The sequence below is a fragment of the Streptomyces sp. MMG1121 genome (genome assembly GCF_001280015.1).
GTDB lineage: Bacteria > Actinomycetota > Actinomycetes > Streptomycetales > Streptomycetaceae > Streptomyces.
This window is the reverse complement of record NZ_LGDV01000226.1, coordinates 150,126-175,213: the sequence shown is the minus strand read 5'-3', so window position 1 is coordinate 175,213 and position 25,088 is coordinate 150,126. Positions and strand designations below refer to the sequence as shown.

General features: G+C 69.5%; 28 protein-coding genes. 14 read left to right on the top strand and 14 right to left on the bottom strand.

Annotated features, from left to right (window positions below; genetic code table 11):
* Nucleotides 1-154: 154 nt before the first annotated feature.
* Complete coding sequence (locus tag ADK64_RS33940) at nucleotides 155-1,309, bottom strand: ROK family transcriptional regulator (protein ID WP_420713079.1); 1,155 nt, start codon at nucleotides 1,307-1,309, stop codon at nucleotides 155-157.
* A gap of 48 nt (nucleotides 1,310-1,357) precedes the next feature.
* On the opposite strand from ADK64_RS33940, the gene ADK64_RS33935 reads away from it, so the two are divergent.
* The 3 genes from ADK64_RS33935 to ADK64_RS33925 all read left to right on the top strand — a co-directional run bounded on the left by ADK64_RS33935 (nucleotide 1,358) and on the right by ADK64_RS33925 (nucleotide 3,852).
* Nucleotides 1,358-2,425 carry a Gfo/Idh/MocA family oxidoreductase gene (locus ADK64_RS33935; protein WP_053665459.1) on the top strand — a complete coding sequence of 356 codons (1,068 nt, stop codon included), beginning with the start codon at nucleotides 1,358-1,360 and terminating at the stop codon, nucleotides 2,423-2,425.
* Nucleotides 2,425-2,895, top strand: coding sequence for a heme-degrading domain-containing protein (locus ADK64_RS33930; RefSeq protein ID WP_053665457.1), 471 nt, complete (start codon nucleotides 2,425-2,427; stop codon nucleotides 2,893-2,895). The genes ADK64_RS33935 and ADK64_RS33930 overlap by 1 nt, the downstream gene beginning before the upstream one ends.
* Nucleotides 2,896-2,982: 87 nt before the next feature.
* On the top strand, nucleotides 2,983-3,852 hold the full coding sequence (locus tag ADK64_RS33925; RefSeq protein WP_053665455.1) for an LLM class F420-dependent oxidoreductase: 870 nt from the start codon (nucleotides 2,983-2,985) through the stop codon (nucleotides 3,850-3,852).
* Here ADK64_RS33925 and ADK64_RS33920 read toward each other — a convergent pair.
* The 3 genes from ADK64_RS33920 to ADK64_RS33910 form a co-directional block, all read right to left on the bottom strand.
* Complete coding sequence (locus ADK64_RS33920) at nucleotides 3,839-4,696, bottom strand: fumarylacetoacetate hydrolase family protein (RefSeq protein WP_053665806.1); 858 nt, start codon at nucleotides 4,694-4,696, stop codon at nucleotides 3,839-3,841. The genes ADK64_RS33925 and ADK64_RS33920 overlap by 14 nt on opposite strands.
* A gap of 127 nt (nucleotides 4,697-4,823) precedes the next feature.
* Nucleotides 4,824-5,552 carry a YidC/Oxa1 family membrane protein insertase gene (locus ADK64_RS33915; protein WP_053665453.1) on the bottom strand — a complete coding sequence of 243 codons (729 nt, stop codon included), beginning with the start codon at nucleotides 5,550-5,552 and terminating at the stop codon, nucleotides 4,824-4,826.
* Between the two features lie 127 nt (nucleotides 5,553-5,679).
* The gene (locus tag ADK64_RS33910; RefSeq protein WP_053665804.1) at nucleotides 5,680-5,976 is read right to left on the bottom strand and encodes a DUF6412 domain-containing protein; all 297 of its coding nucleotides are present in this window, start codon (nucleotides 5,974-5,976) and stop codon (nucleotides 5,680-5,682) included.
* A gap of 165 nt (nucleotides 5,977-6,141) precedes the next feature.
* Between ADK64_RS33910 and ADK64_RS33905 the strand changes: the two genes are divergently transcribed.
* Nucleotides 6,142-6,951 (top strand): serine hydrolase domain-containing protein, encoded by an 810-nt coding sequence (locus tag ADK64_RS33905; RefSeq protein ID WP_053665451.1) that lies wholly within the window; start codon nucleotides 6,142-6,144, stop codon nucleotides 6,949-6,951.
* Between the two features lie 37 nt (nucleotides 6,952-6,988).
* Here the strand turns inward: ADK64_RS33905 and ADK64_RS33900 are convergent, their stop codons facing one another.
* Nucleotides 6,989-7,561, bottom strand: a complete 573-nt coding sequence (locus ADK64_RS33900; RefSeq protein WP_078993009.1) for a winged helix-turn-helix transcriptional regulator — start codon at nucleotides 7,559-7,561, stop codon at nucleotides 6,989-6,991.
* A 102-nt stretch (nucleotides 7,562-7,663) separates the two neighbouring features.
* On the opposite strand from ADK64_RS33900, the gene ADK64_RS33895 reads away from it, so the two are divergent.
* Nucleotides 7,664-9,064, top strand: a complete 1,401-nt coding sequence (locus tag ADK64_RS33895; protein WP_053665447.1) for an MFS transporter — start codon at nucleotides 7,664-7,666, stop codon at nucleotides 9,062-9,064.
* 13 nt (nucleotides 9,065-9,077) lie between these two features.
* Here ADK64_RS33895 and ADK64_RS33890 read toward each other — a convergent pair whose 3' ends face one another.
* A complete protein-coding gene (locus tag ADK64_RS33890) occupies nucleotides 9,078-9,860 on the bottom strand; it encodes a class E sortase (protein ID WP_053665445.1) in 783 nt (260 codons plus the stop codon).
* A gap of 177 nt (nucleotides 9,861-10,037) precedes the next feature.
* Between ADK64_RS33890 and ADK64_RS33885 the strand changes: the two genes are divergently transcribed.
* Entirely contained in the window at nucleotides 10,038-11,537 is a 1,500-nt protein-coding gene (locus tag ADK64_RS33885) for a glycoside hydrolase (protein WP_053665443.1), read from the top strand.
* A 13-nt stretch (nucleotides 11,538-11,550) separates the two neighbouring features.
* Here ADK64_RS33885 and ADK64_RS33880 read toward each other — a convergent pair whose 3' ends face one another.
* Nucleotides 11,551-12,282 carry a TIGR03943 family putative permease subunit gene (locus ADK64_RS33880; RefSeq protein WP_053665442.1) on the bottom strand — a complete coding sequence of 244 codons (732 nt, stop codon included), beginning with the start codon at nucleotides 12,280-12,282 and terminating at the stop codon, nucleotides 11,551-11,553.
* Complete coding sequence (locus tag ADK64_RS33875; RefSeq protein ID WP_078993016.1) at nucleotides 12,279-13,217, bottom strand: permease; 939 nt, start codon at nucleotides 13,215-13,217, stop codon at nucleotides 12,279-12,281. The genes ADK64_RS33880 and ADK64_RS33875 overlap by 4 nt, the downstream gene beginning before the upstream one ends.
* Before the next feature lie 202 nt (nucleotides 13,218-13,419).
* Between ADK64_RS33875 and ADK64_RS33870 the strand changes: the two genes are divergently transcribed.
* The 3 genes from ADK64_RS33870 to ADK64_RS33860 all read left to right on the top strand — a co-directional run bounded on the left by ADK64_RS33870 (nucleotide 13,420) and on the right by ADK64_RS33860 (nucleotide 15,872).
* Nucleotides 13,420-14,445: a hypothetical protein gene (locus ADK64_RS33870; protein WP_053665438.1), complete on the top strand. Its 1,026-nt coding sequence runs from the start codon at nucleotides 13,420-13,422 to the stop codon at nucleotides 14,443-14,445.
* Between the two features lie 69 nt (nucleotides 14,446-14,514).
* Complete coding sequence (locus ADK64_RS33865) at nucleotides 14,515-15,354, top strand: HNH endonuclease (RefSeq protein WP_199829782.1); 840 nt, start codon at nucleotides 14,515-14,517, stop codon at nucleotides 15,352-15,354.
* 50 nt (nucleotides 15,355-15,404) lie between these two features.
* The gene (locus tag ADK64_RS33860) at nucleotides 15,405-15,872 is read left to right on the top strand and encodes a very short patch repair endonuclease (RefSeq protein WP_107093162.1); all 468 of its coding nucleotides are present in this window, start codon (nucleotides 15,405-15,407) and stop codon (nucleotides 15,870-15,872) included.
* A 2-nt stretch (nucleotides 15,873-15,874) separates the two neighbouring features.
* On the opposite strand, the gene ADK64_RS33855 is transcribed toward ADK64_RS33860, so the two are convergent.
* Together ADK64_RS33855 and ADK64_RS47855 are read right to left on the bottom strand one after the other, a co-directional pair.
* Nucleotides 15,875-17,095, bottom strand: a complete 1,221-nt coding sequence (locus ADK64_RS33855; protein ID WP_053665434.1) for a DNA cytosine methyltransferase — start codon at nucleotides 17,093-17,095, stop codon at nucleotides 15,875-15,877.
* Between the two features lie 284 nt (nucleotides 17,096-17,379).
* Nucleotides 17,380-17,835, bottom strand: coding sequence for a hypothetical protein (locus tag ADK64_RS47855; RefSeq protein WP_234384826.1), 456 nt, complete (start codon nucleotides 17,833-17,835; stop codon nucleotides 17,380-17,382).
* Between ADK64_RS47855 and ADK64_RS47850 the strand changes: the two genes are divergently transcribed.
* Complete coding sequence (locus tag ADK64_RS47850; protein WP_234384821.1) at nucleotides 17,770-18,006, top strand: HNH endonuclease; 237 nt, start codon at nucleotides 17,770-17,772, stop codon at nucleotides 18,004-18,006. The two genes, ADK64_RS47855 and ADK64_RS47850, sit on opposite strands and share 66 nt — an antisense overlap.
* Before the next feature lie 215 nt (nucleotides 18,007-18,221).
* Here ADK64_RS47850 and ADK64_RS33845 read toward each other — a convergent pair whose 3' ends face one another.
* Entirely contained in the window at nucleotides 18,222-18,848 is a 627-nt protein-coding gene (locus ADK64_RS33845; protein WP_234384808.1) for an ATP-binding protein, read from the bottom strand.
* A gap of 279 nt (nucleotides 18,849-19,127) precedes the next feature.
* Between ADK64_RS33845 and ADK64_RS33840 the strand changes: the two genes are divergently transcribed.
* The 3 genes from ADK64_RS33840 (at nucleotide 19,128) to ADK64_RS33830 (ending at nucleotide 21,113) form a co-directional block, all read left to right on the top strand.
* The gene (locus tag ADK64_RS33840) at nucleotides 19,128-19,988 is read left to right on the top strand and encodes a helix-turn-helix domain-containing protein (RefSeq protein ID WP_078993008.1); all 861 of its coding nucleotides are present in this window, start codon (nucleotides 19,128-19,130) and stop codon (nucleotides 19,986-19,988) included.
* Nucleotides 19,988-20,182, top strand: a complete 195-nt coding sequence (locus ADK64_RS33835) for a hypothetical protein (protein ID WP_053665428.1) — start codon at nucleotides 19,988-19,990, stop codon at nucleotides 20,180-20,182. Before ADK64_RS33840 ends, ADK64_RS33835 begins: the two co-directional genes overlap by 1 nt.
* Nucleotides 20,183-20,252: 70 nt before the next feature.
* On the top strand, nucleotides 20,253-21,113 hold the full coding sequence (locus tag ADK64_RS33830; protein ID WP_053665426.1) for a hypothetical protein: 861 nt from the start codon (nucleotides 20,253-20,255) through the stop codon (nucleotides 21,111-21,113).
* On the opposite strand, the gene ADK64_RS33825 is transcribed toward ADK64_RS33830, so the two are convergent.
* The 3 genes from ADK64_RS33825 to ADK64_RS46785 form a co-directional block, all read right to left on the bottom strand.
* Entirely contained in the window at nucleotides 21,101-21,958 is an 858-nt protein-coding gene (locus ADK64_RS33825) for an aldo/keto reductase (protein WP_053665423.1), read from the bottom strand. The genes ADK64_RS33830 and ADK64_RS33825 overlap by 13 nt on opposite strands.
* Nucleotides 21,892-23,085: a JmjC domain-containing protein gene (locus ADK64_RS33820; RefSeq protein ID WP_053665798.1), complete on the bottom strand. Its 1,194-nt coding sequence runs from the start codon at nucleotides 23,083-23,085 to the stop codon at nucleotides 21,892-21,894. The genes ADK64_RS33825 and ADK64_RS33820 overlap by 67 nt, the downstream gene beginning before the upstream one ends.
* 88 nt (nucleotides 23,086-23,173) lie before the next feature.
* Entirely contained in the window at nucleotides 23,174-23,341 is a 168-nt protein-coding gene (locus ADK64_RS46785; protein WP_199829781.1) for a hypothetical protein, read from the bottom strand.
* 387 nt (nucleotides 23,342-23,728) lie between these two features.
* Here ADK64_RS46785 and ADK64_RS33815 point away from each other — a divergent pair, with 387 nt between their 5' ends.
* Nucleotides 23,729-25,072, top strand: coding sequence for a hypothetical protein (locus ADK64_RS33815; RefSeq protein ID WP_053665422.1), 1,344 nt, complete (start codon nucleotides 23,729-23,731; stop codon nucleotides 25,070-25,072).
* The last annotated feature ends 16 nt before the right edge of the window (nucleotides 25,073-25,088 follow it).

The window sequence follows — 25,088 nt, the reverse complement described above, 5'->3', positions numbered from 1 at the left end:
CCGGGCGGCCGGCGGTGTGCGGGAGTGCCACTCCGGGGCGGGGGAAACTCCGCTCGATCAGCGCAAGGGGGTGAGCGCGCCCACGCGGCAGCAGCCCCGCATCAAAGACGCGGCCCCGAGCCCCGCCGGGCCGCCCCTGCGGGCCGCCGCCCCCTCACCCGTCCCCCCGCCCGAACACCGGCGCCAGCAGCAGCTGTGCGGCCCCCTCGGCCACCGCCTCCTCCCCCCGCGGGGCGACCCGCACCGGCACCGGGGCGCCGCCCGCGCCCTCCCGGCGCGCCCGGGCCTCCAGTACCCCGCCGACCCCGCGCACATACGTCTCCGGCGCCCCGCTGATCGTCCGGCCGCCGAGCAGGACCACGTCGATGTCCAGCAGCCCCACCAGATTCGCCGCCCCCACGCCCAGCACCCGAGCCGCCTCCGCGGGCTCCCCCCGGCCCACCGCCGCGAGGCACAGCGCCTCCACGCACCCCCGGTCCCCGCACTCGCACAGCGGCCCGTCCAGCTGGATCACCTGGTGCCCGAACTCTCCCGCCCCGGTCCGCGCCCCCCGGTGCACGCTCCCGCCGATCACCAGCCCGGCCCCGAGCCCCGTACCGAGATGCAGGTACGCGAACGACCCGCCCTCGCCCCCCACCGAGAGGCCGAGCGCCGCGGCGTTCGTGTCCTTGTCCACCACGACCGGCACCCCCAGCCGCGCCGCCAGCGCGTCCCGCAGCGGAAAGCCGTCCCACCCGGGAAACCCGGTCACCCGGTGCAGCACACCCCGCGCGTGATCGAGCGGCCCCGGCAGCGCCACCCCCACCCCGAGCAGCGACCCGGCGCCGGCCGGCCCGCCCAGGCCGTCGGTCACGACCCCCTCCACCACATCGCCCACCACCCGCAGCACGGCCTCCGCCCCGGCCCCCAGATCCAGTTCGGTCCGCCGCCGCGCCACCACGGCCCCGTCCAGGTCGACGAGCACCGCCCGCAGCTCGTCCCGGTCCAGATGGACCCCCACCGCGTGCCCGGCCTCCGGCACCAGCCGCAGCACGGTGCGCGGCTTGCCCCCGGTGGACGCCCGCCGCCCGGCCTCCGCCGCGAACCCCTCCTCCCGCAGCCGCGCGGTGATCTTGCTGACCGCCTGCGGGGTGAGCCCGGTGCGCTCGGCCAGTTCGAGCCGGCTGATGCCCTGCGCCCCGGCGTCCCGCAGCAGCCCCAGCACCAGCGCGGTGTTGTGGCTGCGCAGCGCGCCGAGATTCGCACCCGCCGCCCCACCGCCTGCCGAACCCGGCGCCATCCCCGTCCTCGTCCTGTTCACGCCACCCATTGTCCCCACCGCTTGCACTTTGGCAACAGCGTTGCGAAAGTAGGAGGCATGACTGCTACCCCCCTCCGCGTCGGTCTGATCGGCTACGGCCTCGCCGGCTCCGTCTTCCACGCCCCGCTGATCGCCGCGACCGAGGGCCTCGCCCTGGACACCGTGGTCACCTCGAACCCCGAGCGGCAGGAGCAGGCCCGGGCGGAGTTCCCGGACGTCCGCACGGCCGCCGCCCCCGAGGAGCTGTTCGACCGCGCCGACGAGCTGGACCTGGTCGTCATCGCGTCCCCGAACAGGACACACGTCCCGCTGGCCGCCACCGCCCTCAAGGCGGGCCTGCCCGTGGTCGTGGACAAGCCGGTCGCCGGCACCGCCGCCGAGGCCCGTGACCTCGCGGCCCTCGCCGAAGAGCGCGGCGTGCTCCTGTCCGTCTTCCAGAACCGCCGCTGGGACAACGACTTCCTGACCCTCCGCAAGCTGGTGGCGGACGGCACGCTCGGCGACGTATGGCGCTTCGAGTCCCGCTTCGAGCGCTGGCGCCCGCAGCCCAAGGGCGGCTGGCGCGAGTCCGGCGACCCGGCAGAGATCGGAGGTCTCCTCTACGACCTCGGCAGCCATGTCGTCGACCAGGCCCTGGTCCTGTTCGGTCCGGTCACCGAGGTGTACGCCGAGACCGACATCCGCCGTCCCGGCGCCGAGACCGACGACGACACCTTCATCGCCCTGACGCACGCGAACGGCGTCCGCTCCCACCTCTACGTCTCCGCGACGACCGCCCAACTCGGCCCGCGTTTCAGGGTGCTCGGCTCGCAGGCGGGCTACGTCAAGTACGGCCTGGACCCGCAGGAGGGCGCCCTCCGGGAAGGCCTGCGGCCCGGCCCCAAGTGGGGCGCCGAGCCCGAGGCCCTGTACGGCCGCATCGGCGCCGGCGAGTCCCCGCTGACCGACGGCGGCACCCCCGTACCGACCCTGCCGGGCGACTACCCCGCCTACTACGCGGCCGTCGCCGAGGCCCTGCGCGGCTCCGCCGCCAACCCGGTGACCGCGCTGGAGGCGGCCGCCGCCCTCGACGTACTCGAAGCCGCCCGGCGCTCCGCCCGCGACAAGGTGACGGTGACCCTCTGATGCCCCGGACCGCCCCGTCCGTCGAGGAGCTGGAGGCGCAGGAACGCCGGCTGGTCTTCCGGCAGTTCACCTACGACGACGCCTGGGCGCTCGGCTCGCTCCTGGTCGAGCTGGCCCGCGAGCGCCGGGCGCCGGTCGCGATCGACATCCACCGGGCCGGCCAGCAGCTCTTCCACGCGGCCCTGCCGGGATCCACCCCGGACAACGACGTCTGGATCGCCCGCAAGCGCCGGGTGGTGGAACGCTACGGCGCCGCCTCCTACCTGGTCGGCGCCCGCTTCCGCGCCAAGGGCACGACCTTCGAGGACTCCTCCCGTCTGGACCCCGGCACCTACGCGGCCCACGGCGGCTCGTTCCCCCTCACCGTGGAGAACGTGGGCGTCATCGGCTCGGTGACGGTCTCGGGCCTGCCCCAGGTCGAGGACCACAGGCTCGTCGTGGCGGCCCTGGAGCAGTTCCTGAAGGTGTGACGCCGGCAGGGATTACGCGGGCAGGTCCCTTCGGTTGGGGATGAGTGCACACGTGATGATCACGACCCGCCCGAAGGGATCGACCCCATGAGCACCTTGAAGGACAGGATCGGCCGGTACGGCATCTGGAGTATCGGCCTGCGCGCGGAGGACGCCTCCCGGCGCGGCGAACTGGCGGACGCGGCAGCCGAGTTGGAGAGCCTCGGCTACGGAGCCGTATGGCTGGGCGGCAGCAGCGCCGCCCGGCACGCCGCACCGCTCCTGGAGGCGACCGGCACCCTCACCGTCGGCACCAGCATCCAGAGCATCTGGCAGTACGACGCCAAGGCGAGCGCGGCCGCCTTCACGGAGACGGACGCGGCGCATCCCGGCCGCTTCGTGCTCGGCCTCGGCGTGAGCCATGCCAAGCTCGCCGAGCAGTACCGCCGTCCGTACTCGGCCCTGGTCGCCTACCTCGACGAGCTGGACGAGGCCGGGGTGCCCGAGGACCGCCGGGTGCTGGCCGCCCTCGGCCCGAAGACCCTGGAGCTGTCCCGCGACCGGGCGGCGGGCGCGGTGCCGTACCTGGTCACCGCGGAGCACACCGCCCAGGCCCGCGAGATCCTGGGCGAGGGCCCGCTGCTGGCCCCGGAGCTGAAGGTCGTCCTGGAGTCCGACCCGGCCCGCGCCCGCGCCCTCGCCCGCGACACCCTCGCGATGTACCTGGCCCTGCCGAACTACACCGACAACTTCCTGCGCCTCGGCTTCACCGAGGACGACCTGGCCGACGGCGGCAGCGACCGGCTGGTCGACGCCGTTTTCGCCTGGGGCGACGAGGACCGCGTCCGCGACCGCATCGACACCTTCCACCAGGCGGGCGCGGACCACGTGGCCCTCCAGCTCATCACCGACACCCCGAGGGAAACCCTCCCGAGAGCGCAATGGCGCAGGCTCGCTCTGCTGCTTACGCGTCCTTGAGCTCCTGCCGCTGCCGACCGAGCCCGGCGATCTCCAGCTCGACGACATCCCCGGCCCGCAGATACGGCTTGGGCTCGGCCTGCCCCATCGCCACCCCCGCCGGCGTCCCCGTGTTGATGACGTCCCCGGGGTAGAGGGTCATGAACTGGCTGACGTACCGCACGACTTCCGCGACGGGAAAGATCTGCTCGGCCGTCGTGCCGTCCTGCTTCAGCTCCCCGTTGACCCACAGCCTCAGCGGCAGCTCCTGCGGGTCGGCGACCTCGTCGGACGTCACCAGCCACGGTCCGAGCGGGTTGAACGTCTCGCAGTTCTTGCCCTTGTCCCAGGTCCCGCCCCGCTCGATCTGGAACTCCCGCTCGGATACGTCGTGCGCGACGGCGTACCCGGCGACATGCGCGAGCGCCTCCTTCGCCGACTCCACATAGCGGGCCGTACGCCCGATGACGACGGCCAGCTCCACCTCCCAGTCGGTCTTCACCGAGCCGCGCGGCACCAGCACGGTGTCGTTCGGGCCGACGACCGTGTCCGGCGCCTTGAAGAAGACGACCGGCTCGGCGGGCGGCTCGGCGCCGGTCTCGCGGGCGTGGTCGTGGTAGTTGAGCCCGATGCACACGATCTTGCCGATGCGGGCGAGCGGCGGCCCGATCCTGAGCCCCGCCGCGTCCAGCGCGGGCAGCTCGCCGGACTCGGCGGCCGCCCTCACCCGGCCGAGCGCGGCGTCGTCGGCGAGGAGCGCGCCGTCGATGTCGGGCACGATTCCCGACAGGTCCCTGAGGGTTCCCTCGGCATCGAGCAGTGCAGGCCGCTCCGCCCCCGCCGTACCGACTCGCAGCAGCTTCATGGTCACCATCTCCCTCGATCGCGGGCGCCCGGCCGATGGGTGCAGCCATCGGAGGACTGGCTGATCCTCCAATCCCACAGTCCACTCCGCAAGACCCTGTTCACGTACTGGACCGTAACCACGCTTCCTACTGATAAAGGGCGGCCCGTTCCACGGCGCTCCAGGTGGTGCTGGTGACGAGGTACAGCGCCGCGGCGAGCGGGACGACCGCCACGCTGACCAGCGTGAAGAACGACATGAACGGCATGACCTTGTTGACCGCGCCGAGCCCCGGCACCTGCTCGCCGCCATCGCCGCTCGCCGCGACCGGGTTCTTCGTCATCATCCGCCTGGTACGCCGGACGTTGAAGGCGGCGACGGCCGCGACGAGCGCGAAGAGCCCGAGGTAGACCAGCCCGGCCGGACCGAACGCCCCGCCGTCGGCGAGCGCGTCGGCCCAGTGTCCGCCGAGCGGGGCCGCGAACAGCTGGTGGCCGAGCAGGCCGTTGGCCTCGCCGCCGATCGTGGAGTTGGAGAAGAGGTGGTAGAGGAGGAAGAAGGCGGGCATCTGGAGCAGGCTCGGCAGGCAGCCGGAGAGCGGCGAGACCTTCTCCTCGGCGTGCAGTTCCAGCACCGCCTTCTGCAGCCGCTCGGGATCCTTGGCGTGCTTCTTGCGCAGCTCGGCGATCCTCGGCTGAAGCTCGGCGCGGGCCCGCTGCCCGCGGGCGGCGGCGCGGGACAGCGGGTGGACCAGGAGCCGTACGAGTGCGGTGAACAGGACGATCGCGGCGGCGGCCGCGGAGCCGTGGAACAGCGGTGTCAGCAGGTCGGCGAGGTGCTCGACCAGGCCGGCGAAGGCGGAGAAGAAGACGGACATGGGTGAGCCCTCCGGAGGGTCTCGTCGTGCCGGGAACATGCTGGAAGTGAGCAGAACGGCAGGACGACCCACGCGGGGTCACGCGCACGGACGTGCCAGAAGCAGTCGGATGCGGGAAGTACGTGCCCTACGCGGCGGTCGCCGGAAGGGCGAGCCCAGGTGCCCTGGGCCGCCGTCGGCCGGACGCGTCGGGATCACGCTGGGGCAGAAAGGCGGTACGCCGGGCCCGGTCCCGAATCGCCGTACGCACCCGCGTGGGCGGAACGGCAGGGGCGCTGCGGGCGGCGAGCAGAGCGCAGGCGGAGAGCGCGGAACCGGCGGCGGCGGTCGCGGCGAGCGCCACGGTCGCGGAGAGGTTGCCGGTGTCGAGCAGCAGCACGGGCAGCAGCAGGAGCAGCAACGAGGCGACCGTACGCGACGACATGAACCCGCGCCCCACCACGTTCCCCTCCCCGTCCACAACTACCGGCGTCTACCTGCACTTTATACCTGACAGCTCATATGATCGACGGGACCGAGGGGGCCATGGGGACAAGTCCATGGGGGACAAAGGGGGATGTAGCGCGTGCCTCGCACCCCGAGCTGCGTCATGTCCGGATCGACCGCCGCCCGGGTCAGTGACGGCCACGCGGTGGACCGGTTCGTCGAGATCGGCTCCTTCACCAAGGTCCTCACCGGCACCGCGCTGATGCGCATGGCCGCCGCGGGCCTGCTCGACCCGGACGACCCCGTGGAGCGCTGGCTGCCCGCCGTTCCCGGCACCGGCGTCACGCTGCGCAATCTGGCCGACCACACCTCGGGGCTGCCCCGCCTGCCCCCGGGGACGGGAGTGCGCGATCCGTACGCCGCCTTCGACCTGGCGGCCCTGCACCGGCTGCTCGGCCGGCTGGACCGGGTCGCGGTCCGGCCTCCCGGGCAGGAGGAGTACTCCAATCTCGGGTACGCCGTCCTCGGCGCGGCGCTGGTCGCGGCGGCCGGGACGTCGTACGAGGAGCTGCTCGCCGCGCACGTCCTGCGCCCGCTGGAGGTGGACGAGGTGGGCGTGCACCCGGACGCGGGCCGGCGACTGCTCGCGCCGGGGCTGTTCGGCCGGGACCGCCGGCCCTGGACCATGGACGGGGCGATCCTGCCGGCGGGCGGTCTGTGGGCCACTCCGCGCGCGGTCGCCGATCTGCTCGTCCGGCTGACCGTCGAACGCCGGCTGGGCGATCCCGCTCCCTCGTGGCAGAGGACCGGCGGGCTGCTCTGGCACAACGGCGCCACCCGCCACGCGTCCCTCTTCGCCGCGACCGCGACGGACGGCCGCTGGGTGGTCGTCCACCGGCTGGGCGGCCGGCCGAACCGGACCGACCGGATGGCCGTCGACCTGATCACGCGCGGCGGCTCACGGGCCTCCTGAGCGGCACAGGACCACTGCCCGGCGCCTCTCCGCCCGATCAGGCCGGCACGCCCTCCTGCCGCTCCGCGGCCTCCAGGGGCTCCAGGGGCTCCAGGGGCTCCAGCAGCCGCTTCGGCTTCAGCAGGATCCGGCTGACCGGATCGGCCGGATCCCGGTCGAGGCCCGGCCCGGGTTCCATGACCACGTCCCCGACCGGTACGACGAGCCCGCAGGCGGGGCATTCGCCGTACGGCCCGAGTTCGGTGCCGCAGTCCGCGTGCCGGAAGTAGCGCAGCCGGGTCTCGGTGAAGTGTTCGCGGCCCCACAGGCCGAGGGCGCGCAGGGTGGGCCACAGGGCGATGCCGCGCGCGGTGAGGACGTACTCGTCGCGGGGCGGCGACTGCTGGTACCGGCGCTTTTCGAGGATGCCCTCGGCGGTCAGGGTCTGCAGCCGGGCGGCCAGGACGGCACGCGGGATGCCGAGGTGGAGCAGGAAGTCGTTGTAGCGCCGCACGCCGTACATCGCGTCCCGGACGACGAGCAGCGTCCAGCGTTCGCCGACGATCTCGAGCGCGCGGGCGATCGAGCACTCCTGTGTCGCGTAGTCCTTGCCCAGTGCCATGCCGTCCACTGTAGCCACTTTCCGACGGGTTGGTTCAGTGACCGAACCTATGGTGTTACGGTGGGCGGGTCAGGTCAGTTCAATGAACGAACCTCAAGGCAGGATCACACGATGACCGGGCCCGACTCCGCCACCTCCACCCCCGCCGCCACGGCCGTACGCGGTGCGACCGCCCCGGACGCGCCCGCCCGCCCCCGGGCCACCCTCGTCCTGACCAGCGCGGCCACCGCCGTGGCGCTGATGACGTACACGGCCCCGATGGTCACGCTCCCGGACACGGCGCGCGCCCTGCACACCCCGCTCTCCGGCCAGGCCTGGCTGCTGAACGGCACTCCGCTCGGCCTCGCCGCCCTCCTCCTGGTCGCCGGCAGTCTCGCCGACGACTACGGCCGCCGCCGGCTCTTCCTCGGCGGCACCCTGGCCCTCGGCCTGACCACCGCCCTCGGCGCCCTCACGACGTCGACCTGGCAGTTCACCCTCGCCCGCATCGCCCAGGGAGCGGCGAGCGCGGCGCTGCTGGCGAGCAGCCTGGGCCTGCTGGTGGCGGCCTTCCCCTCCGCGCGCGGCCGGCTGCACGCGACCGGCGTCTGGGGCGCCTTCGTCAGCGGCGGCATCGCGCTCGGCCCGCTGGTCGCGGGCGGGCTGCCGAACTGGCGGGTGGCCTACGGCGTCCTCGGCGCCGCCGCCCTCCTCGTGGCCGCGCTCGGCACCCGTGCGCTCAGCGAGTCCCGCGCCCCGCGCGGCGGCCGTCCCGACGTGCTCGGCGCGCTCACCTTCGGCCTGGCCCTGGTGGCCCTGGTCGCCGCCCTGACCCTGGGCCGCGACGGCTGGCTGCGCGCACCGGTCGGCCTCCTCCTGGCGGCCGCCGTCCTGCTCGTCGCGCTCTTCGTCGCGGTGGAGCACCGGGTCGCCACGCCGATGATCGACCTCGGCCTGCTGCGCCACGCCCCCTTCCTCGCCTCGGCCGCCGGCGGCCTGTTCACCGGCCTCGCGGTGATCGGCATGTTCAGCTTCCTGCCGACCCTGCTCCAGCAGACACTGCGACTGTCGCCCATCGACACGGCCTGGCTGTTCCTGCTCTGGTCCGGGCTGAGCTTCGCGGTCGCCCTCCAGGTCAAGCACCTGGCCGGCCGGATCGCCCCGCGCGCCCAGCTCGCCGTCGGCTTCGCCCTGCACACCGTCGCCGTGCTGACCATGCTCGGCGCCCTCGGCTCCGGCTCCCCGGCCCGGCTGCTGCCCGGTCTGATCGTCGGCGGCGTGGGCAGCGGCCTGCTCAACGGCGCGCTGCCGCTGCTGGCCGTCGAGTCGGTCCCGCGCGAACGGGCCGCGATGGGCTCCGGCGCCCAGCAGACCTTCCGCTACATCGGCTCCTGCGCCGGCGTCGCCCTGACCATCGCCCTCGCCACCTCCTCCGGCACCCTGGCCCACGGCGCGAACACCGCCCTGCTGGTGTCGGCGGGACTGGCGGCGGTGGGGGCGGTGAGCGTGCTGGCGCTGCGGGAGCACCGCTGAGGGCGCGGATGCCTCATCGGGGTCGCATGGACACGAGCTTGCCCCAGACCACCATCCGGTAGCGCGAGGTGAACTCGGGGGTGCAGGTGGTCAGGGTGATGTAGTAGCCGGGCGCGTCGTAGCCGTAGGAGGGCCTCACGAGGGAGCGCGGGACGGCCCGGACGACCCCCGAGTCCACCGCCGAGGTCTGCGGCAGCACCTGGTCGACGTCGTAGGTGTACGTCGCCGTCCGCGTCTCCACCTCGATGTCGTCCCCGCGCCGCAGCCGGGGCAGGTAACGGAAGGGCTCGCCGTGCGTGTTCCGGTGCCCGGCGAGCGCGAAGTTCCCGGCCTGGCCGGGCTGTTGGGAGCCCGGATAGTGGCCGACGTACCCCTTGTTGAGGACGTCGGCCTTGCTCACGCCCTCGGCGACGGGGACGCGCAGCCCCAGCCGGGGGATGTCGAGGACGGCGTACGCCTGGGAGCGCCGGGGCAGGGCGACGGGGGCGTACGACGACTTCGGCGCCGAAGTGGGCGGGGCCGTCGTACCGGAGGAGCCGGGCGACGGGACGCTCGGGCTCGGACCGGAACCGCCGGTGCCGCCACCGCCCCACGCGTGTTCCAGGGCCTCCACCTGCCGCTCGGCCCCGCGCTTCGCCTCCCGGTTGGTCCACCACAACTGGTGCACGACGAGCAGCATGAGCAGCACCCCGACGGTGACGAGCGCCTCTCCCCCGCCCCACAGCACCCGCCTGCGCCGGGCACGCCTGCGCCGGTCGCCGTGCCCCACGACTCGCACGCCGGACGAGACCCGCATCCGCACCCACCTCCGCGCCATCGCCACGGGAGCCGCCCGCACGATAGGCGCAGCACGCACAACTGGCCATAGCGGACCTTCCTCAACTGGTTTTAGAAAGGGCTGTCACAAACCGCTGCAGCCCTCTCGACAACCCCGCCCGCCACCCCCGATGCTTCCTGCTGCCGGAACCGGCTCATGGGAGAGGCGGAGGAACTCGTGACGATCCGACGCAGAACACTGCTGGCCGCAGCGGGCGGTGGCATCCTGGGCAGCGCCCTGGCGACGGGAACGGCGCGGGCGGACGCGACGATCCCCGTCAACCCGTCCGCCGCCTACGGCACTTGGGAGGGCTGGGGCACGTCCCTGGCCTGGTGGGCGAACGTCTTCGGCGCGCGGGACGACTTCGCCGACCTCTTCTTCACGACGGGGACGACGACGTACGACGGCACGGCACTGCCCGGTCTGGGCCTGAACATCGCCCGCTACAACCTGGGTGCGTCCAGCTGGAACAGCGTCGGCGGCGAGTCGATGACCGCCTCCGCGAACATCCCCTCCTTCAAGCAGATCGAGGGCTACTGGCAGGACTGGACGAACGAGGACCCGACCTCCTCGTCCTGGAAGTGGACGGCGGACGCGACCCAACGCGCGATGCTGGTGAAGGCGGCCCGCCGCGGCGCGACCACCGAGCTGTTCGCCAACTCCCCGATGTGGTGGATGTGCCTGAACCACAACCCCTCGGGCGCCTCGGACGGCGGCGACAACCTGCAGTCCTGGAACTACCGCCAGCACGCCTCCCACCTGGCCGCGGTGGCCCTGTACGCGCGACAGAACTGGGGCGTGACGTTCTCGACGGTCGAGGCCTTCAACGAGCCCTCCTCGGCCTGGTGGACGGCGACGGGCACACAGGAGGGCTGCCACCTGGACGCGACCGTCCAGGCCGCCGTACTGCCGTACCTGCGCAGCGAGTTGGACAAGCGGGGCCTGACCGCGACGAGGATCTCCGCCTCGGACGAGACGAGCTACGACCTGGCCCGCACGACCTGGAACTCCTTCTCCGCGACGACGAAGGGCTACGTCGACCGGGTCAACGTCCACGGCTACCAGGGCTCGGGAGGCCGCCGCGACCTCCTCTACACGGACGTGGTGACGACGGCCGGCAAGGCCCTGTGGAACTCGGAGACGGGCGACGGCGACGCGACCGGCCTGACCCTGGCGAGCAATCTCCTCTACGACTTCCGCTGGCTGCATCCCACGGCCTGGGTGTACTGGCAGGTGATGGATCCGAGCGCCGGCTGGGCGACGATCGCGTACGACGCCTCGACGCTCCAGCCGGGAGCGGTGCAGACGAAGTACTACACACTGGCCCAGTTCACCCGCCACGTCCGACCGGGGATGACGATCCTGGACACGGGCGTGAGCTACGCCGTGGCGGCGCTGGACAGGTCGGCGAAACGCCTGGTGATCGTGGCGGCGAACACGTCCTCCTCGGCCCAGACCCTGACGTTCGACCTCTCGGCCTTCTCGTCGGTGACCGGCGGCTCCGCCGGCCTGGTCCCCCGCTGGAACACGGTGACGACGGGCGGCGCGGACCTCTACACGGCCCGCTCGGACACCTACCTGTCCGGCAGGACGGTGTCGGTCCCCTTCGCCGCGAAGTCGGTGCAGACCCTCCAGGTGGACGGCGTCACCGTGTGACGAGCGGGACCGCTCAGGGCAGCGGAAGGGCGTCCTGGTAGCCGTTGACGGGCCGGGCGACCTTCTTGACCACGAGGGCGTCCAGCGCGACCGGCGCGGTCCTGGTGCCCAGCGTCCCGCCCGGGTGCCACGTCCCGGTGACGCTCACCCAGCTGTTGGCGGGCGGCAGGGGTACGGGCCCGCCGTAGATCCGCACCTTCACCGACTGGGCGTCCGCGGCACAGCAGTTGATGATGATCCGCGTCAGATCCCAGCTGCCGTCGCCATGGGGCGTGACGATCCCGGTCATCAGGACCGTACGCCCCTTGATGGCCTGCCCGCGGTCCTGCTGCACCCGGCTGGTGAAGTCGGAGAGGGTGATGGGCAGGGGCGAGGTGCCCGGCAGCGGATCGAAGGACTGCTCCTCGGCGACGGGCTTGGGCGGCTGCCGGGAGGCGGTGTAGGCGCCGAGGGCGGGCGGGGCGTAGAAGAGCAGGCTGAGCGCGGGCAGGAGGAGCAGCCAGGCGACGCGGGGGAGGGCGGAGTGATCGTGCCCGTCCAGGTCCTTCTGGTGTTTTCCGTGTGCTCTCCCCCGATCGAGGAGGGCGCCGGCGACACCCAGCAGGACCAGGACGACCCCGGAGGCGATGAGCAGGGGCCGCATGCTCTCCTTCACGTACCGCAGGCAGAGGTCGGTGAAGAGGGAGATGTGCAGGAGCCCGAGCCCGCACAGCACGAGCAGCCCCGCCTGAAGCAACCGTTTCACAGCAGGACCCCTCCGATCAGCGCGCTGCACGCGACGGCGACGACGAGGGTGGCGGTGGAGAACCGTACGGCGAAGGCCCGCCCGAAGGTCCCGGCCTGCAGGGCGATGAGCTTCAGGTCGACCATCGGCCCCACCACCATGAAGGCGAGCCGCGCCACGGCCGGAAACCCGGCGAGGGAGGCGGCGAGAAAGGCATCGGCCTCCGAACAGACGGCGAGCAGCACGGCGAGCCCTGCCAGGAAGAGCACGGACAGCCAGGGCGACCCGGCGAAGGTGTCGAGCACGGACCGCGGGACGGCGACGTTGAAGGTGGCCGCCGCCATGGCCCCGAGCACGAGAAACCCGCCGGCGTGCAGGAAGTCGTGCTGGAAGCCGCGCCGGAACTCGTCCCACCGGCTGTGGCCCGGCTGGTGCCCAGTGTGCTGCCGTACGGCGGGCCGCAACCACTCCGCCCGCCCGAACCGCAGCCACAGCCAGCCCATGACGACGGCGGTGGCGAGCGAGGCGAGCAGCCGGGCCAGCACCATGACGGGCTTCCCGGGAAACGCGATCGCGGTGGCGGTGAGGACGACAGGATTGATGGCGGGCGCGGACAGCAGGAACGCGAAGGCGGCGGCGGGCGTGACCCCCCGCCCGATCAGACTGCTCGCCACCGGCACGGAGGCACACTCGCAGCCCGGCAGCACGACCCCGGCGACGCCGGCCACGGGAACGGCGAGCACACCCCGCCGGGGCAGCATGCGCTGGAACACCCGCTCGGGCACGAACGCGTTGATCGCACCGGACAGCGCGGTACCGAGCAGCAGGAACGGGGTGGCCTGCACGGTCACGGCCAGGCAGACGGTCCGCCAGGCCTGCACGGCCGGCGCGTCCCCCCACCGCCCGAGGAGGTAGAGGAGGGCACCGGGCACGACGGCGGCGCCGACGAGCAGCATCGGCCAGTACGCGGGCGGGGCGCCGCTGGGCTCACCCTCGACGACCCGCTGATCACTGTCGGCCTCGACCAACACTCCGGCCTTCTGCACGCCACCCCCACTGGATGCCCACACCCGAGATCCCCGGACGAAGATAGCGGGCCTTCCTGTACGCCCCCTCCGCGCCTCACGTTTGTCACCACCCGGCAGTACGGTGTCCCCCATGCGCCCCGACACGCCTGCCGAGAACGTCGTCGACCACACCGCCGAAGCGGCACGCCTGGAGCGGACCGCCGGCCTGTACCCGGAGGACGCCGAGGCCCTGCTCCTCCGCGCGGCGGCCCACCTGGAACTGTCCGGCGACCGCCCCGCCGCGACAGCGCTCTACGACCGCCTGCTGACCGCCACGGACACGCTGGAGAACCCGTCCCTGATCCGCGCCCTGAAGGCCTCGAACCTCTGGGAGTACGACCATGAGGCGGAGGCGAGGGCGATCATCGAGGGCATCCGGCTGGCCGCCCCGCGCGACCCGGCGCCCTGGGTGATCGTGGCCGAAGCCCTGGAGTCGCACGACGAGCTGGAGGCGGCGGAGGAAACCTTCACGGAGGGCGCCCGCCGGCTCCTGGCGGCCGAGGACGCGACGGACCCCGCCCCCGCCACCCACCCCCTCCTCTACGGCCGCCACCGCGTCCGCCGCATGCGGGGCCTGCCGCACGACACGTGGGACACCCTGGCGGACACCCTGCACACCTCCCCGGTCTCCCTGGACGAGCTCCACGACCCGAAGCGCATCTGGTCCCTGGGCTCGGACAACCCGGCAGATCTGGAAGCCGAGATCTCCCGCCTCCGGGCCGAACTGGGCGCCTACCGGGAGGCCCTGTCCCGCCCGTTCCCGGTGGCGATCCTGCACTGGCCGGCGCCCGAACTCTCGGAACTCCTGTCGGCGTACCCGACCCTGTCCACGGAGTACCCCTCCCACGGAGAACACCTCACGACCATAGAGTCCTCCCTCCGCGAACTCGCCGCCTCCGGCACGGACAACCTGGGCATCGTCACGGGCACGGTCCCGTCGTACGAGGCGTTCGCGGCGTCGGAGGGGGCGTCCCCGGGGGATGCGACGCTGCTGCCGCAGTACGCGACGACGCTGGCGGCACGGGGGCGGGCGGTGGCTTGGCCGCCGGAGAGGGGGGTGGGGTGTTGGTGTGAGTCGGGCGAGACGTATAGCGGATGTCACGGGGCGGCGCAGTGAACCAGCCTCCGCACGCGGCACTTCAGTAAAATCGACACACGAAACAGAACAAGGCAGCGGGGTAAAGCCGTGACCGAGGAAATCCCAGAGGAAGCAAGTTCCGAGTCGCCGCCCACTCCGGACAGTCCGGAAGTGGCAGAGCTGGGACTATCCGCAGTCCACCTGCAGCTTTACAAGTTGCTGTACGACTTGAGGCACACCCCGCCGACGATGCTGCAAATCAGAGCGGAAATAGCTGATGGAAATGGCTCCTCTCCGGCGCAGACAGACCGTCGGGTTCGAGATCTGCGCGATTACTTTTTGATCGATGCGGTCCGCGATGGGCGCAACCATCGCTATCAGCTTCGCGGCTGGAATCGCGACCGTAACAACGGTCTCCGGCGGGCGCTGAGCAGACGTCTGCGAGCTCAGGTTCTTGCCCCTCAACGGTGCGCACAATGCGGCAGGACGCCGACTGAGCACCATGTGGTGCTCGTGGTTGACCACAAGGTCCCCCGCCATTGGGGCGGGACCGACGAGCTCGACAACCTCCAGCCGCTCTGCGAGGACTGCAACTCCGGCAAGAAAGCCTTTTACGGCACATACGACGACTACGCGAATGAAATCAAGGAAGCCGCCAACCACGATGAGCCACATGGCCGGATCGGCGAGCTACTGAAGGCATTCCAGGGCGATTGGGTCCCTTCGGAGCTAATAGGCGTTGTCGCTTCCATGAAGCAGTATCAAGATGATTGGCAAAAGCGACTCCGGGAGCTGCGAACGCTGGGCTGGCAAATTGATTTCAAGAAGAAGAAGGATCCCAAGTCAGGCCGCTTCCTTTCTTCCTATAGGGCGAAGCATTGGGAACCCTGGCCTGAGGGTTCGATCAGAGCGGAAATCAGCCGCCTGGAGCAAGACGGTAAGCAGTAAGCGGAACTTGCAGCCAGAACTGGCTTAACTGAAAGGAAAGGACAGCCGCTGTGGCTACGGAGTGGGAGCGGCCGGAGGGCTCATGGGCTTCCTCTGCAGCGAGGCGGAGAAACATGCAGGCCATTCGCAGCCGGGACACCACTCCTGAGCGTCTTGTCCGAAAGCTCGTACACGCGCACGGCCTTCGCTATCGGGTGGCGGTCCGGCCGCTACCCGGTCTCCGCCGGACGGCAGACTTGGTTTTCCGACCGGTGAAGGTAGCTGTCTTCATCGACGGCTGCTACTGGCACGGCTGCCCCGAACACTACGTACAGCCGAAAACTAACCCCGGCTACTGGTCAGACAAGGTTGCCCGGAACATGGCCCGCGATCGGGATACCGACCAACGTCTCGAAGAAGCTGGCTGGATGGTGCTCCGATTCTGGGAACACGAGCCGCCGGAGGACTGCGCTGTTCGCATCGCGGCCGAGGTCGAGAAGCGTCGCAGCGCAGTCCGCAAGGGGAAGACGACCAGCTGAGATCAGCTCTTCTTCTGGTCGCGCTCCTGAGCTGCCTTCAGTACGTCGATGATCGACCTACCGACAGCCCTGGCCACCGGCGGCGGAAACGCGTTACCCACCTGCCGGTACTGAGCAGTCTTCCCGCCCGAGAAGTCCCACTCAGGCGGGAAGCCCTGAATGGTGGCCGCCTGTCGCACAGTAAGCATCGGCCCGTCAGGGCCGAAGAGGTCACGGTCTTCGGTCTGCTTCTTTGCAGACGTCTCGATGTCATTAGCCACACCCATGCCCGAGACACCAAGCTGCCTCCAGGCCGCCTTCGCACGGCTGGGTCCGAGATCCGCCCCACCATGCTTCTTCGACCCGCCGACAAGCGTGGGTGCAATGCCGCCACCCTTGCCTTTGAGTTCGGCATCTCGATCGCGAGCCTTCTTCAGCCACCGATCAAAGGCATCGCGAGCCTTCTCTGCGTGCACGCCTTCAAAGTACCGCTCGAAGCGCTCCCGCATCGACGGCTCAAGGCTATCTGCAACACTGACCGGATCCTCATGTGTAGCCGAAGGCCACTCGTACTTGAGGTCCTTGATGACGTCGTTCCGGAACGCGACGAGGATGGCCCGTGGCCGAAGCTGTGGCACCCCGAAATCGCTGGCCTCCAAGACATCCCACTTGGCGATGGTATAGCCAAGACCTTTCTCATGGGCAAGCTGCCCATCATCGCCTCGATACTTGCCGCCCTGGAGCCGGGCTTTGATCCAGTCGCGGTAGTCCGAGAACTTCGGATCCATGATCCCTCGGACGTTTTCGATCATCACGGCCCGCGGCTTCAGAGTCTCGACCAACTCCAGCATGCGCGGGAAGAGGTCTCGCTCGTCGTCCTTGCCGAGCTGCTTTCCTGCGTGCGAGAACGGAGGACAGGGAACACCGCCGGCCAAGAGGTCCAGATCGCTCTTCCGCAGCAAATCAGCGCCCTTGGTCAGGTCACTGTGAGGGTCGAACTTGTTGACATCGGCCGGCAGGATGTCACAGTGCTCCCTCTCCCACGCCCACACCTCGTGGTCGTGGATGTTGAGTTCCAGAGTCGCAACAGCATGCTGGTCGATCTCAACCAAGGCCAGATGTCCGAAGCCCGCCTGGTGTAGGCCGACGGCTTGTCCGCCGGCACCAGCGCAGATCTCGATCGAGGTGAACTCGGGCTCGGCCGACTCCGCGCTCTCGCGCCCCGATTCCTTCGTGTGGGTCATGCCCCCTCCTTACAGCCGTGCAGCGGCAGACACATCTTGCAATCCACCATCACTGAGGGTGACAGACCCCACTGACAACGAGACCCCACCAAGTGTGCCGCACACCCCACGGTCCGCTGAACGCACCCTCCGCCACGCCGAACACTCATACGATATTGATCATGCGAACGCCTCCTTGGACGGAAGACGAGCTTGTACTTGCCGGAGCGCTGGTCGTGAAGAACGGTTGGCGCGAACACCGGACCAGGGATCCGGAGGTACAGGAGCTGTCCGAGCTGCTGCGCTCACTTCCGATTCACAGCGCCGACGCCCTCGCGCTGCCCGGCTTCAGGTCTCCGGACAGCGTCAGCCGCAAGACCACCGATTTTGCAACAAATCACCCGCTGTACAGCGGAGCGGCTACGCGGTGCGGCAAGCCAACGCTGTTGATGATCGAAGCGCTCATCAGCCGTGAAGCTGAGATGCTCCAGGCTGCGCAGGCCATCGAGGAGGGCATTGGCTCGGGTGAGCTGTATGGCATCGCGCCCCAGCCTGAGGAAGTCGATGAGACGGGCGCCACAGCCATCGAAGGGCGTCTCCTCGTCCGGCGGGCCCTGGCTCGGGAGCGTGACCCGAAGCTGCGCAGACTCAAGATCAAGCAAACGCGGCGTCGAGGCCTGCCGCTCAGCTGCCAAGTGTGCGACTTCAACTTCGCGCGCGCTTACGGCGAGCTCGGTGACGGGTACATCGAAGTGCACCATGTCACTCCTTTGCACGCCTCCGGGGCTCGGGAGACGAAGCTCGATGACCTTGCCTGCCTCTGCGCCAACTGCCACAGGATGTGCCACAGAAGCCGCCCTGGAGAATCTTGGCGCACCCCGGCCTCTCTGAGGGCGGAGATGGAGAGGACTGCGAGGTCGTCGCTCCCCTAGACCGCATCTGCTTCGGCTTGGTAGTGCACCTGCGCCCCGAATAAGGACGTCGCACAGGTGCTCGCCGACACGCCGGTTGACCCTGGCGCGGGCTTCTTCACGGGCGTACTGGGCCAGCGACATCAGGCCGCGCCGTCCTTCGGAGCCAGCGCCTATGCGGCAACGGCTTCGAAGGAAGGGGCACACATACGACATGCTGTCGATCACCGTGCTGTTCACTCCGTGTCTGCCTCGAACTGCACCTGGGCCCGGTCCACGGCCTCATCCGCATCACGACCGTGCGCCCGAAGCCAATGAAGGAGGTCAGCAATGGCCTCGATCGCTGTCTCCTCGGCGACAGTGGCGTTCAGTCTGTTCGATGCTGCTGGGCCGACCACCTGCCGCATGTCATAGCTACGGAGAACACCCTCAGCCCTTGAAACATGCACGTTCCTGTTGTGGCCGTCAGGTGTAACCAGGGCCGTCGCGAGTTCCACCCAGGTGACCTTGTGGTCGGGCAGGAGCTGAACGCCCCAGCGGTCGGAGTGGGCGGAAACGAGCGCCATGCCGCGTCCCGTCTCTGCGTCATCGGCAGCCTCGACCAGCGTCGGTAAGGCCCTTACTTCCGGGTCCTGGACCTCCATGCGAAGGTGCGTGCCGCTCATGGACACGGCGAGCGTCACCGGAGTGCCTCGACCGACGTGAGTGATCACGTTGGACACGAGTTCGCTGACGCAGAGTTGGGCCGCTTCGATCAACTCCGGCAGGCCCCAGAGGCCCAGATGGATCCGTAGTACGCGTCGCAGTGCGGCCACTTCCTCCGGCTCGGCGAGAAACGGCAGCTTCCAAGGCTTTCTTGGCATGCAGGCAGTGCAATCCATGTCCCGGTTCCTTCGTCCGCAGGGTGACTGTGCTGCCCGGCAAGCAGTGGCCTGTCGCCCTGGCACAGCCCACCCCTCCCAGGGCAGGAGAGATCAGGCAGACGTGCGCGATGCGCTTCTGCTCGCCGCCCGTAAGCAGCGCAATGTTCAAGCTAGGAGATGCTCAGGTAAATTTGCCAGCCACTTCGGCAAATTAGCTCGATCGTGGCCTCGGCCACGCAGAGACGGCAGACTTCGCCTGAGCGCACAGGAAGGAACGGCATGCCCCTGAAGCCAGTGCCCACTCAGCGGCAGAAGCGGCTCGGTCACGAGCTGCGCAAGATGCGAGTAGCGGCCGGCATGTCCGCGGAGGAGGCCGCGAAGCTCCTTGGCGTCGACCGGGGAAAGATCTCCTACATGGAGTCCGGGGTCAGGAACATCAGCGAAGAACGTCTGCGGACCCTGGCCCATCACTGCGGGTGCACCGACAAGAAGTACGTGAGCGCCTTGGCCGACATGGCCTCGGCAGACTCACAGAGCTGGTGGGATCAGTATCGCGGGGCCGTACCCCAAGGTCTGCTCGACATCGCAGAGCTGGAGGCGCGAGCCGTTCGCATGCGCGCGTCGTGCACGGTTCACATCCCCGGCCTGCTGCAGACGACGGACTACGCGCTCGCCGTCTTCCGCGCCGTCCTGCCTCAACTGCCGGAGCACGCGGTGACCATGAGGGCGGCCCATCGCAACCGGCGCCAAGAGGTGCTCGCCACCAATGCGGCCCCTGGGTTCACCGGCATCGTTCACGAGGCGGCGCTCCGAATGCAGTTCGGGGGTCGCAGGGTGGCGCGCGAGCAACTCGAACACCTGCTCGCCCAGTCCGAGAAGGACGGCGTGAGCGTCTTGGTCGTCCCCTTCGGCCATGGCGCGTTCCCGGGCGCAGGTCAGACTGTCCTGTACGCCGAGGGGGCAACGGAGCAACTGGACACCGTGCAGATCGACAATTCGCACGGCCCGGACTTCCTCTACGGGGAGGCCGAGTTGGCCAAGTACCGTGCCCACTTGGACCGGATGGAGGACCTGGCCCTGTCCCCCGAAGACTCCAGGGACTTCATCCACGCCATCGCACACGGACTTCAGGAGGCGTGATGACCGAGATCCAGTGGGAAGAGCCGTTTTGCGGGGAAGGGAACTCGTGCTTCCGGCTGGGCGTCGACGAGGCCGGCAACGCGTACATAGCGGTGCGCGGGCAGGAGGACCGTTTCATCACAGACAGTCGGGAGGCCCTGCGCACCATGATTCGGGACATCAAGGCCGGCAAGGCGGACCACCTGCTGCGGTGAGGCTACAGGCGCCCACGCCGACCGCCCCCATACAAACTCTCTCGCGAGCCTTCGCTGCTACGGTCGGTCCATGACCTCCTCGGTGTCCACTGCGCGCTCGGTCGACCTGCGGACCGAGCCGGTTGAGCAAGTCCTCGATCACGTGGAGCAGTCCCTTCGGACTCACCTGGACCGGGACACGGTGGTGTGTAAGCGCCGCACGGTCGGGGCGCGGACCGACCGCGACACATGGGTACGTATCGAGAGGCGGGCGCTGAACAGAATCGGTGTTCAGGGCTGGAACGGCGCGGAGTGCGCTGCTCTCTTGAAGGGGGTCGCGCAGCCTGGTTGGCTCGGGTGCCTGGTCTGGCGGGACATCGACGAGGCCGTCACCCTGTGGCGGGCCGACGAGACGGCGCTCCTGCCGGGAAGGCCCGTCGGAACAGCAGTACTCGGCCAGGATCCGAAACTGCCGGACGAGTGGTGGCAGGCGCTCAACAACTCGCTTGATGCCCTCGCGGCCCAGGAAACCGGACGCATCGCCACTCCGGACACCGTCACCATCACCCAGGGCTTCGTCTCTGAGTCCATCCGCAGTGTCTTCCCCGACGACTTCGACACGACCGTCGAGCGGTGGGTGCCCGCCCACGCCGATCTGAACTGGGCGAACGTGACAGCACCGGCCTTCTGTCTCTTCGACTGGGAGGACTGGGGGAACGCGCCAATGGGGCTGGACTCGGCCTCGCTCTGGGCGAGTTCCCTGGCTGTTCCGGCTCTGGCCGACCGGGTACGGCGAGAGCGTCGTTCCGACTTCGAGAGCCGGGACGGCAAGTTGATGACTCTGTTCGTCTGCTCGAAGATCCTTGGGCCGTACGCACATCCGGGGGATCCCCGGCTGAAGCCCGCGCGCCGCGTGGCGGAGGAGACCGTCGGGGAGCTTCAGTCGGGCTGACCGCGAAACCGCTCTCGAAGCAGACAGCGATACTCGTCTGTCACCGATGTGTTGACCCCGGCGTTCAGGGCATCGACGAGTTCGGCCAGATGAGACGGTTGGTCGGTACCCACGGCGACGGCGGCGACCCGAGGAAGGGCGTAGGCGATCCGGAAGGCCGCCTGCACCCTCGAGAATCCGCTATCTCCCCGCAAGAAGACACGAGGATCGAACCGTTCCCACACCGGAGAGCTCGCGCTGCCTGCGAAGGGGCTCATCCCCCACACTTCACCGCTGCCCAGGCCCCACGCCGCCGTGAGAGCGTCCGTGGCGTCGAGCGTTCCGGCTCCGACCAGAAGGCCCGCACGAACCATCAGAACGGCCGGTCTCGGCACGGTCTTGTCGATCAGCCCCGGCAGCGGAGAGGGGGCCCAGGACGCGACGCCCCAGGCACCGCACAGCCCTTTCACCGTGGCCTCCCGCAAGGCCTCGCATGCCGCTGCCAGCGCTTCTCGGCCGCGTGCCCCTGCCTCGCGCAGCGACTGCTCCGGATTGTGCAGGAAGACCAGCTCCGGCTCCCGCCCGAAATCTCTGACTGCCTGCTCCACAGCCGCCAGCAGCCGTACCGGGTTCAGGGAGTGTTCCGCACCGTGCGGTCCCGGAAGGTAGCCGACCTTCGTGGAAACCGTGAACTTCGGCAAAAGGTCCCCGGCCGTCTGCGCCAGGGTCCGATGAGATTGAAAGCCCAGATAGTTGAAGCCGGTGTCAAGTGATGTCACTCCGAGCTCCAGCGCCCGGGTCAGAAGCCGGCGCTCGTGACGAGACCGGTGTAGCCCGAGGACAATTCGGGGGTCAGTACCGCGCACATCTCCTCCTTCACCAGGATCTCGGCAGCCTCCGCCACTTCCGTGCCCACAACGACCGCAGCCAGGTCGAGCGGTACCGGGCTGCCACTCAGCAGTAGGCGCAGAGCGGGCAAAGCCTTGGCTGCGAAAGTGAGCTTCTTCCCCGAGGCCTCGACGGCGACCGTTTCGCCGTTCTCCTGGATTCGTGGAGGGAAGTGGGTAGTGCACACCACGGCGTCGAGCGTTCCGAACGCGTCGAGGAACGGCACGTGGCGAGGAAGCGTCGTTTCCCGTTCGTAGGCGGTCAGGAAGTCTGCCGGGGTGCGTTCGCCGATCAGCCGGGCGGCGGCCTCGATCAGCGGCTCACCGATTCCGTGCCGACGGTCCAGGTCATGACGGAAGATCTCACGCTCGCGGCACCAGTCGGCCAGCCAGGCGAGCCAGCTCGCACCGGTTCGTTTGGTGATACCGAATGTGACGTGCAGGCTCTGTCCCGGTCCGCTCCCGGAGCGCGTGGCCTGATGCCAGTGGCCTCGGGGGATGTGCATGACGTCACCCACCCGCACGGTGCCGGACCAGATGATCTCGTCACTCGGGGTGTCGTTGGGGTCCGCGTCCCTGTACATCGGAACCCTGCGGGTGGCCGCGCGCACCTCCCAATTTTTCTCACCAGCGAGTTGAACGATGACGACATCGTGGTCGTCCCAGTGCAGGGGGAAGCCGGCTGCGTCGTTCGTCGTCAGGTAGGCATTGACCTGAACTCGCTCGTGGGACCACCACTGAAGGGCCCGGCATGCGACTTCCATCGTGGGGTCGAAGACGTTGACCTGGTCGAGGATGAGAGTCGCCCCCTCCCTCAGGAGCCTGCCCAGGCTGCGCATGTCGGCCATGGAGATGCTCTGGCCACGAGGACTGACAGAGTCGGTGCAGTAGACAGCCGGGTGGACTTCCACGCCGTTCTGGAAGCACCTGAACTGCGGACGGCTCAGGCTCCTGCGCATCGCGATGTCGAGCAAGCGGTTCGGGCTCAGGATGCGGGACGCGAGGGCCCGATCGCCCATGTTTCCCCGTGCGAAGCCCTTGCCCAGCCCATCGGACCCTTGCCATCCGAGTGCGTCCTCAACGGCGCTGACCAACCGGTGTTCCATCATTGCCTCCTCAATGAGATCGTCCATGTGATGCGCAGACGGTGAGGGCCGCCACGGCGGACCGTGCCGACCCTCGACCGCCCCGCGCTTACTCGCTGTCGTGCAGGTTGCCGTCGCCGCCCGGCCACGGTGCGTCGCCGGAGCTTCCGGCGTTGTCCGACCGGAGGCTGTCGTACCGGTCGTGCACGGCGGTCAGCTCTTCGACCGCCAGCAGAAGGCCGCTCGGGGCCGGAGGCGGTGCGATGCGTTCTGCCACCTCGTGCTCTCCTTCCTGTTGGGTTCTCCCGCCGGCAATCCGGCGGGAAGTCGACGGACTCTCGGTAGGCCGCAAGAGAGGAAGGGCCGCAGCGAGAAACGGCCCAGCACCGAGTGAACGGGGTGGGTATGGCGGACGCTTCCGAAGCGTTGTGAACGGCTCCGTCTCCGATGGGGGCACGAGGGCGGAGCCGTCCAACCGAGGAACCATCCCGAGTGCGGATGCCCTCTCGCCGGGCCCCCGGGCGGCTCGGAGACAGTCAACGGCCGATGCGAATGGCCAGGGAACGTTTCCAGAGGGTTCCTCTTGGAGACGCGGTCTCCTCACACGCAGACACGCGAACTAACCTCCCCATGACGCCGTGACCGGGATGACGGGAGTGATGACGTGCCCGGAAAGCCGCTAGCAGTACACCCACTCACCTTCGCCCGTCAGTCACGTGGTTGGGGGAAGGCCGAGTTCGCCCGGCTCATGCAGGCGCATGGGAAGTCGCTCGGCATTTCGCTGGCGACCAACAGGACGACCGTGTGGAAGTGGGAACAGGGACAAGAGCCGGACGCGGACGCCCAACGCGTACTCGCCGACCTGCTGCGGGTCCCGTACGTGTCGGCGCAGGCGGAGCCATGGCCGCGCTGGCTCCCCGTATGGGAGATGACGGCACTCGATGCTCCGTGGACCGAGTCCGGCACCGTCGAGGCCTTGGCTGATCTGGTGGGCAGCGGCCGCACGGATCGTCGAGGCTTTCTCACCATCACCGGAGTGGCTCTGACCGGCCTTGCGGCGAGCTGGGCAGAGGCACCGTCTGCCTTCTCCTCAGCACTCGATGGTGATCGGGTCACCGATGCCATGGTGTCGACAATCGAGCAGCGGATCAGCACCCTTCGCACACTTGACGACCACCTCGGCGGTGCACGGCTGCTGGAGCAGGCACGTGGAGACCTGGCCCTGGTCACCGGCCTCCTCAGAGCCGGGCGGTACACAGACGAGATCCAGGTCCGTCTGTACGCCCTGGCAGCCCGGGTGTCGCAGCTGACCGGCTGGATGGCATACGACGCAGGGCTGCGGTCCGCCGGACAGCGCTACTACGTCGGAGCTCTGCGCAGCGCCCGTACGACAGCGGACGATGCTTTCGGGGCCTTCGTCCTGGCAGAGATGGGGGTCCATGTTTCCGAGGCCGGGCGGACTGCAGAGCGGGTCGACCTCATCACGACGGCCATCGCGAACGCTCCTTCGACGCTTCCGCCGAATGCCCAGTCCTTCCTCTACCTTCACAAGGCCGAGGCACTGTCACGCGACGGTGACCATGGGAGAGCCGGGAGCGCGCTCAACCGTGCCATGTCCCTTTGGGAGCGCCACACGGAGGAGGAGCACACCGACTGGCTCGGCTGGTTCGGCGAGGCCCAATTGAGGTCCACAGAGGGCAAGGTCTTATTGCGCTCCGGTCAGGTGGACCGCGCGACAAGCTCGCTGGAAGCCTCCGTCAACAGGGCCGCCCCTCGGGACAGGGCCGTACGGACCAGTCGTCTGGCCGAGGCCCGGCTCGCCGGCGGTGACCTGGACGGGGCCCTGCATGCCGCGAACCATGGCGCCAGGTTGCTCGAGGAGGACGTCAGCTCGATCCGCGCCCTGGCCCGACTGCAGGATTTCTCCGAGCAGCTCGAAGCTCACAAGCGCGTCCCGGCTGTTCGGGAGTTCCGCGAGCGTCTTCAGGCGCTGTCTACCGCAGTCTGAGAGGCGCTGCCTCATC

Bases quoted from the DNA above. Each gene is read 5' to 3' on its own strand.
- ADK64_RS33930 (WP_053665457.1), top strand. From the start codon at position 2,425: ATGCCCCGGACCGCCCCGTCCGTCGAGGAGCTGGAGGCGCAGGAACGC.
- ADK64_RS33890 (WP_053665445.1), bottom strand. From the start codon at position 9,860: ATGCGGGTCTCGTCCGGCGTGCGAGTCGTGGGGCACGGCGACCGGCGC.
- ADK64_RS33855 (WP_053665434.1), bottom strand. From the start codon at position 17,095: ATGACCCACACGAAGGAATCGGGGCGCGAGAGCGCGGAGTCGGCCGAG.
- ADK64_RS33920 (WP_053665806.1), bottom strand. From the start codon at position 4,696: ATGAAGCTGCTGCGAGTCGGTACGGCGGGGGCGGAGCGGCCTGCACTG.
- ADK64_RS33820 (WP_053665798.1), bottom strand. From the start codon at position 23,085: ATGGAACACCGGTTGGTCAGCGCCGTTGAGGACGCACTCGGATGGCAA.
- ADK64_RS33840 (WP_078993008.1), top strand. From the start codon at position 19,128: ATGCCCCTGAAGCCAGTGCCCACTCAGCGGCAGAAGCGGCTCGGTCAC.
- ADK64_RS33835 (WP_053665428.1), top strand. From the start codon at position 19,988: ATGACCGAGATCCAGTGGGAAGAGCCGTTTTGCGGGGAAGGGAACTCG.
- ADK64_RS33830 (WP_053665426.1), top strand. From the start codon at position 20,253: ATGACCTCCTCGGTGTCCACTGCGCGCTCGGTCGACCTGCGGACCGAG.
- ADK64_RS33895 (WP_053665447.1), top strand. From the start codon at position 7,664: ATGACCGGGCCCGACTCCGCCACCTCCACCCCCGCCGCCACGGCCGTA.
- ADK64_RS33905 (WP_053665451.1), top strand. From the start codon at position 6,142: ATGTCCGGATCGACCGCCGCCCGGGTCAGTGACGGCCACGCGGTGGAC.
- ADK64_RS33910 (WP_053665804.1), bottom strand. From the start codon at position 5,976: ATGTCGTCGCGTACGGTCGCCTCGTTGCTGCTCCTGCTGCTGCCCGTG.
- ADK64_RS33885 (WP_053665443.1), top strand. From the start codon at position 10,038: ATGGGAGAGGCGGAGGAACTCGTGACGATCCGACGCAGAACACTGCTG.
- ADK64_RS33935 (WP_053665459.1), top strand. From the start codon at position 1,358: ATGACTGCTACCCCCCTCCGCGTCGGTCTGATCGGCTACGGCCTCGCC.
- ADK64_RS33915 (WP_053665453.1), bottom strand. From the start codon at position 5,552: ATGTCCGTCTTCTTCTCCGCCTTCGCCGGCCTGGTCGAGCACCTCGCC.
- ADK64_RS33925 (WP_053665455.1), top strand. From the start codon at position 2,983: ATGAGCACCTTGAAGGACAGGATCGGCCGGTACGGCATCTGGAGTATC.
- ADK64_RS33940 (WP_420713079.1), bottom strand. From the start codon at position 1,309: ATGGGTGGCGTGAACAGGACGAGGACGGGGATGGCGCCGGGTTCGGCA.
- ADK64_RS33875 (WP_078993016.1), bottom strand. From the start codon at position 13,217: ATGCTGCTCGTCGGCGCCGCCGTCGTGCCCGGTGCCCTCCTCTACCTC.
- ADK64_RS33870 (WP_053665438.1), top strand. From the start codon at position 13,420: ATGCGCCCCGACACGCCTGCCGAGAACGTCGTCGACCACACCGCCGAA.
- ADK64_RS33845 (WP_234384808.1), bottom strand. From the start codon at position 18,848: ATGCCAAGAAAGCCTTGGAAGCTGCCGTTTCTCGCCGAGCCGGAGGAA.
- ADK64_RS47855 (WP_234384826.1), bottom strand. From the start codon at position 17,835: ATGGTGCACTTCGATGTACCCGTCACCGAGCTCGCCGTAAGCGCGCGC.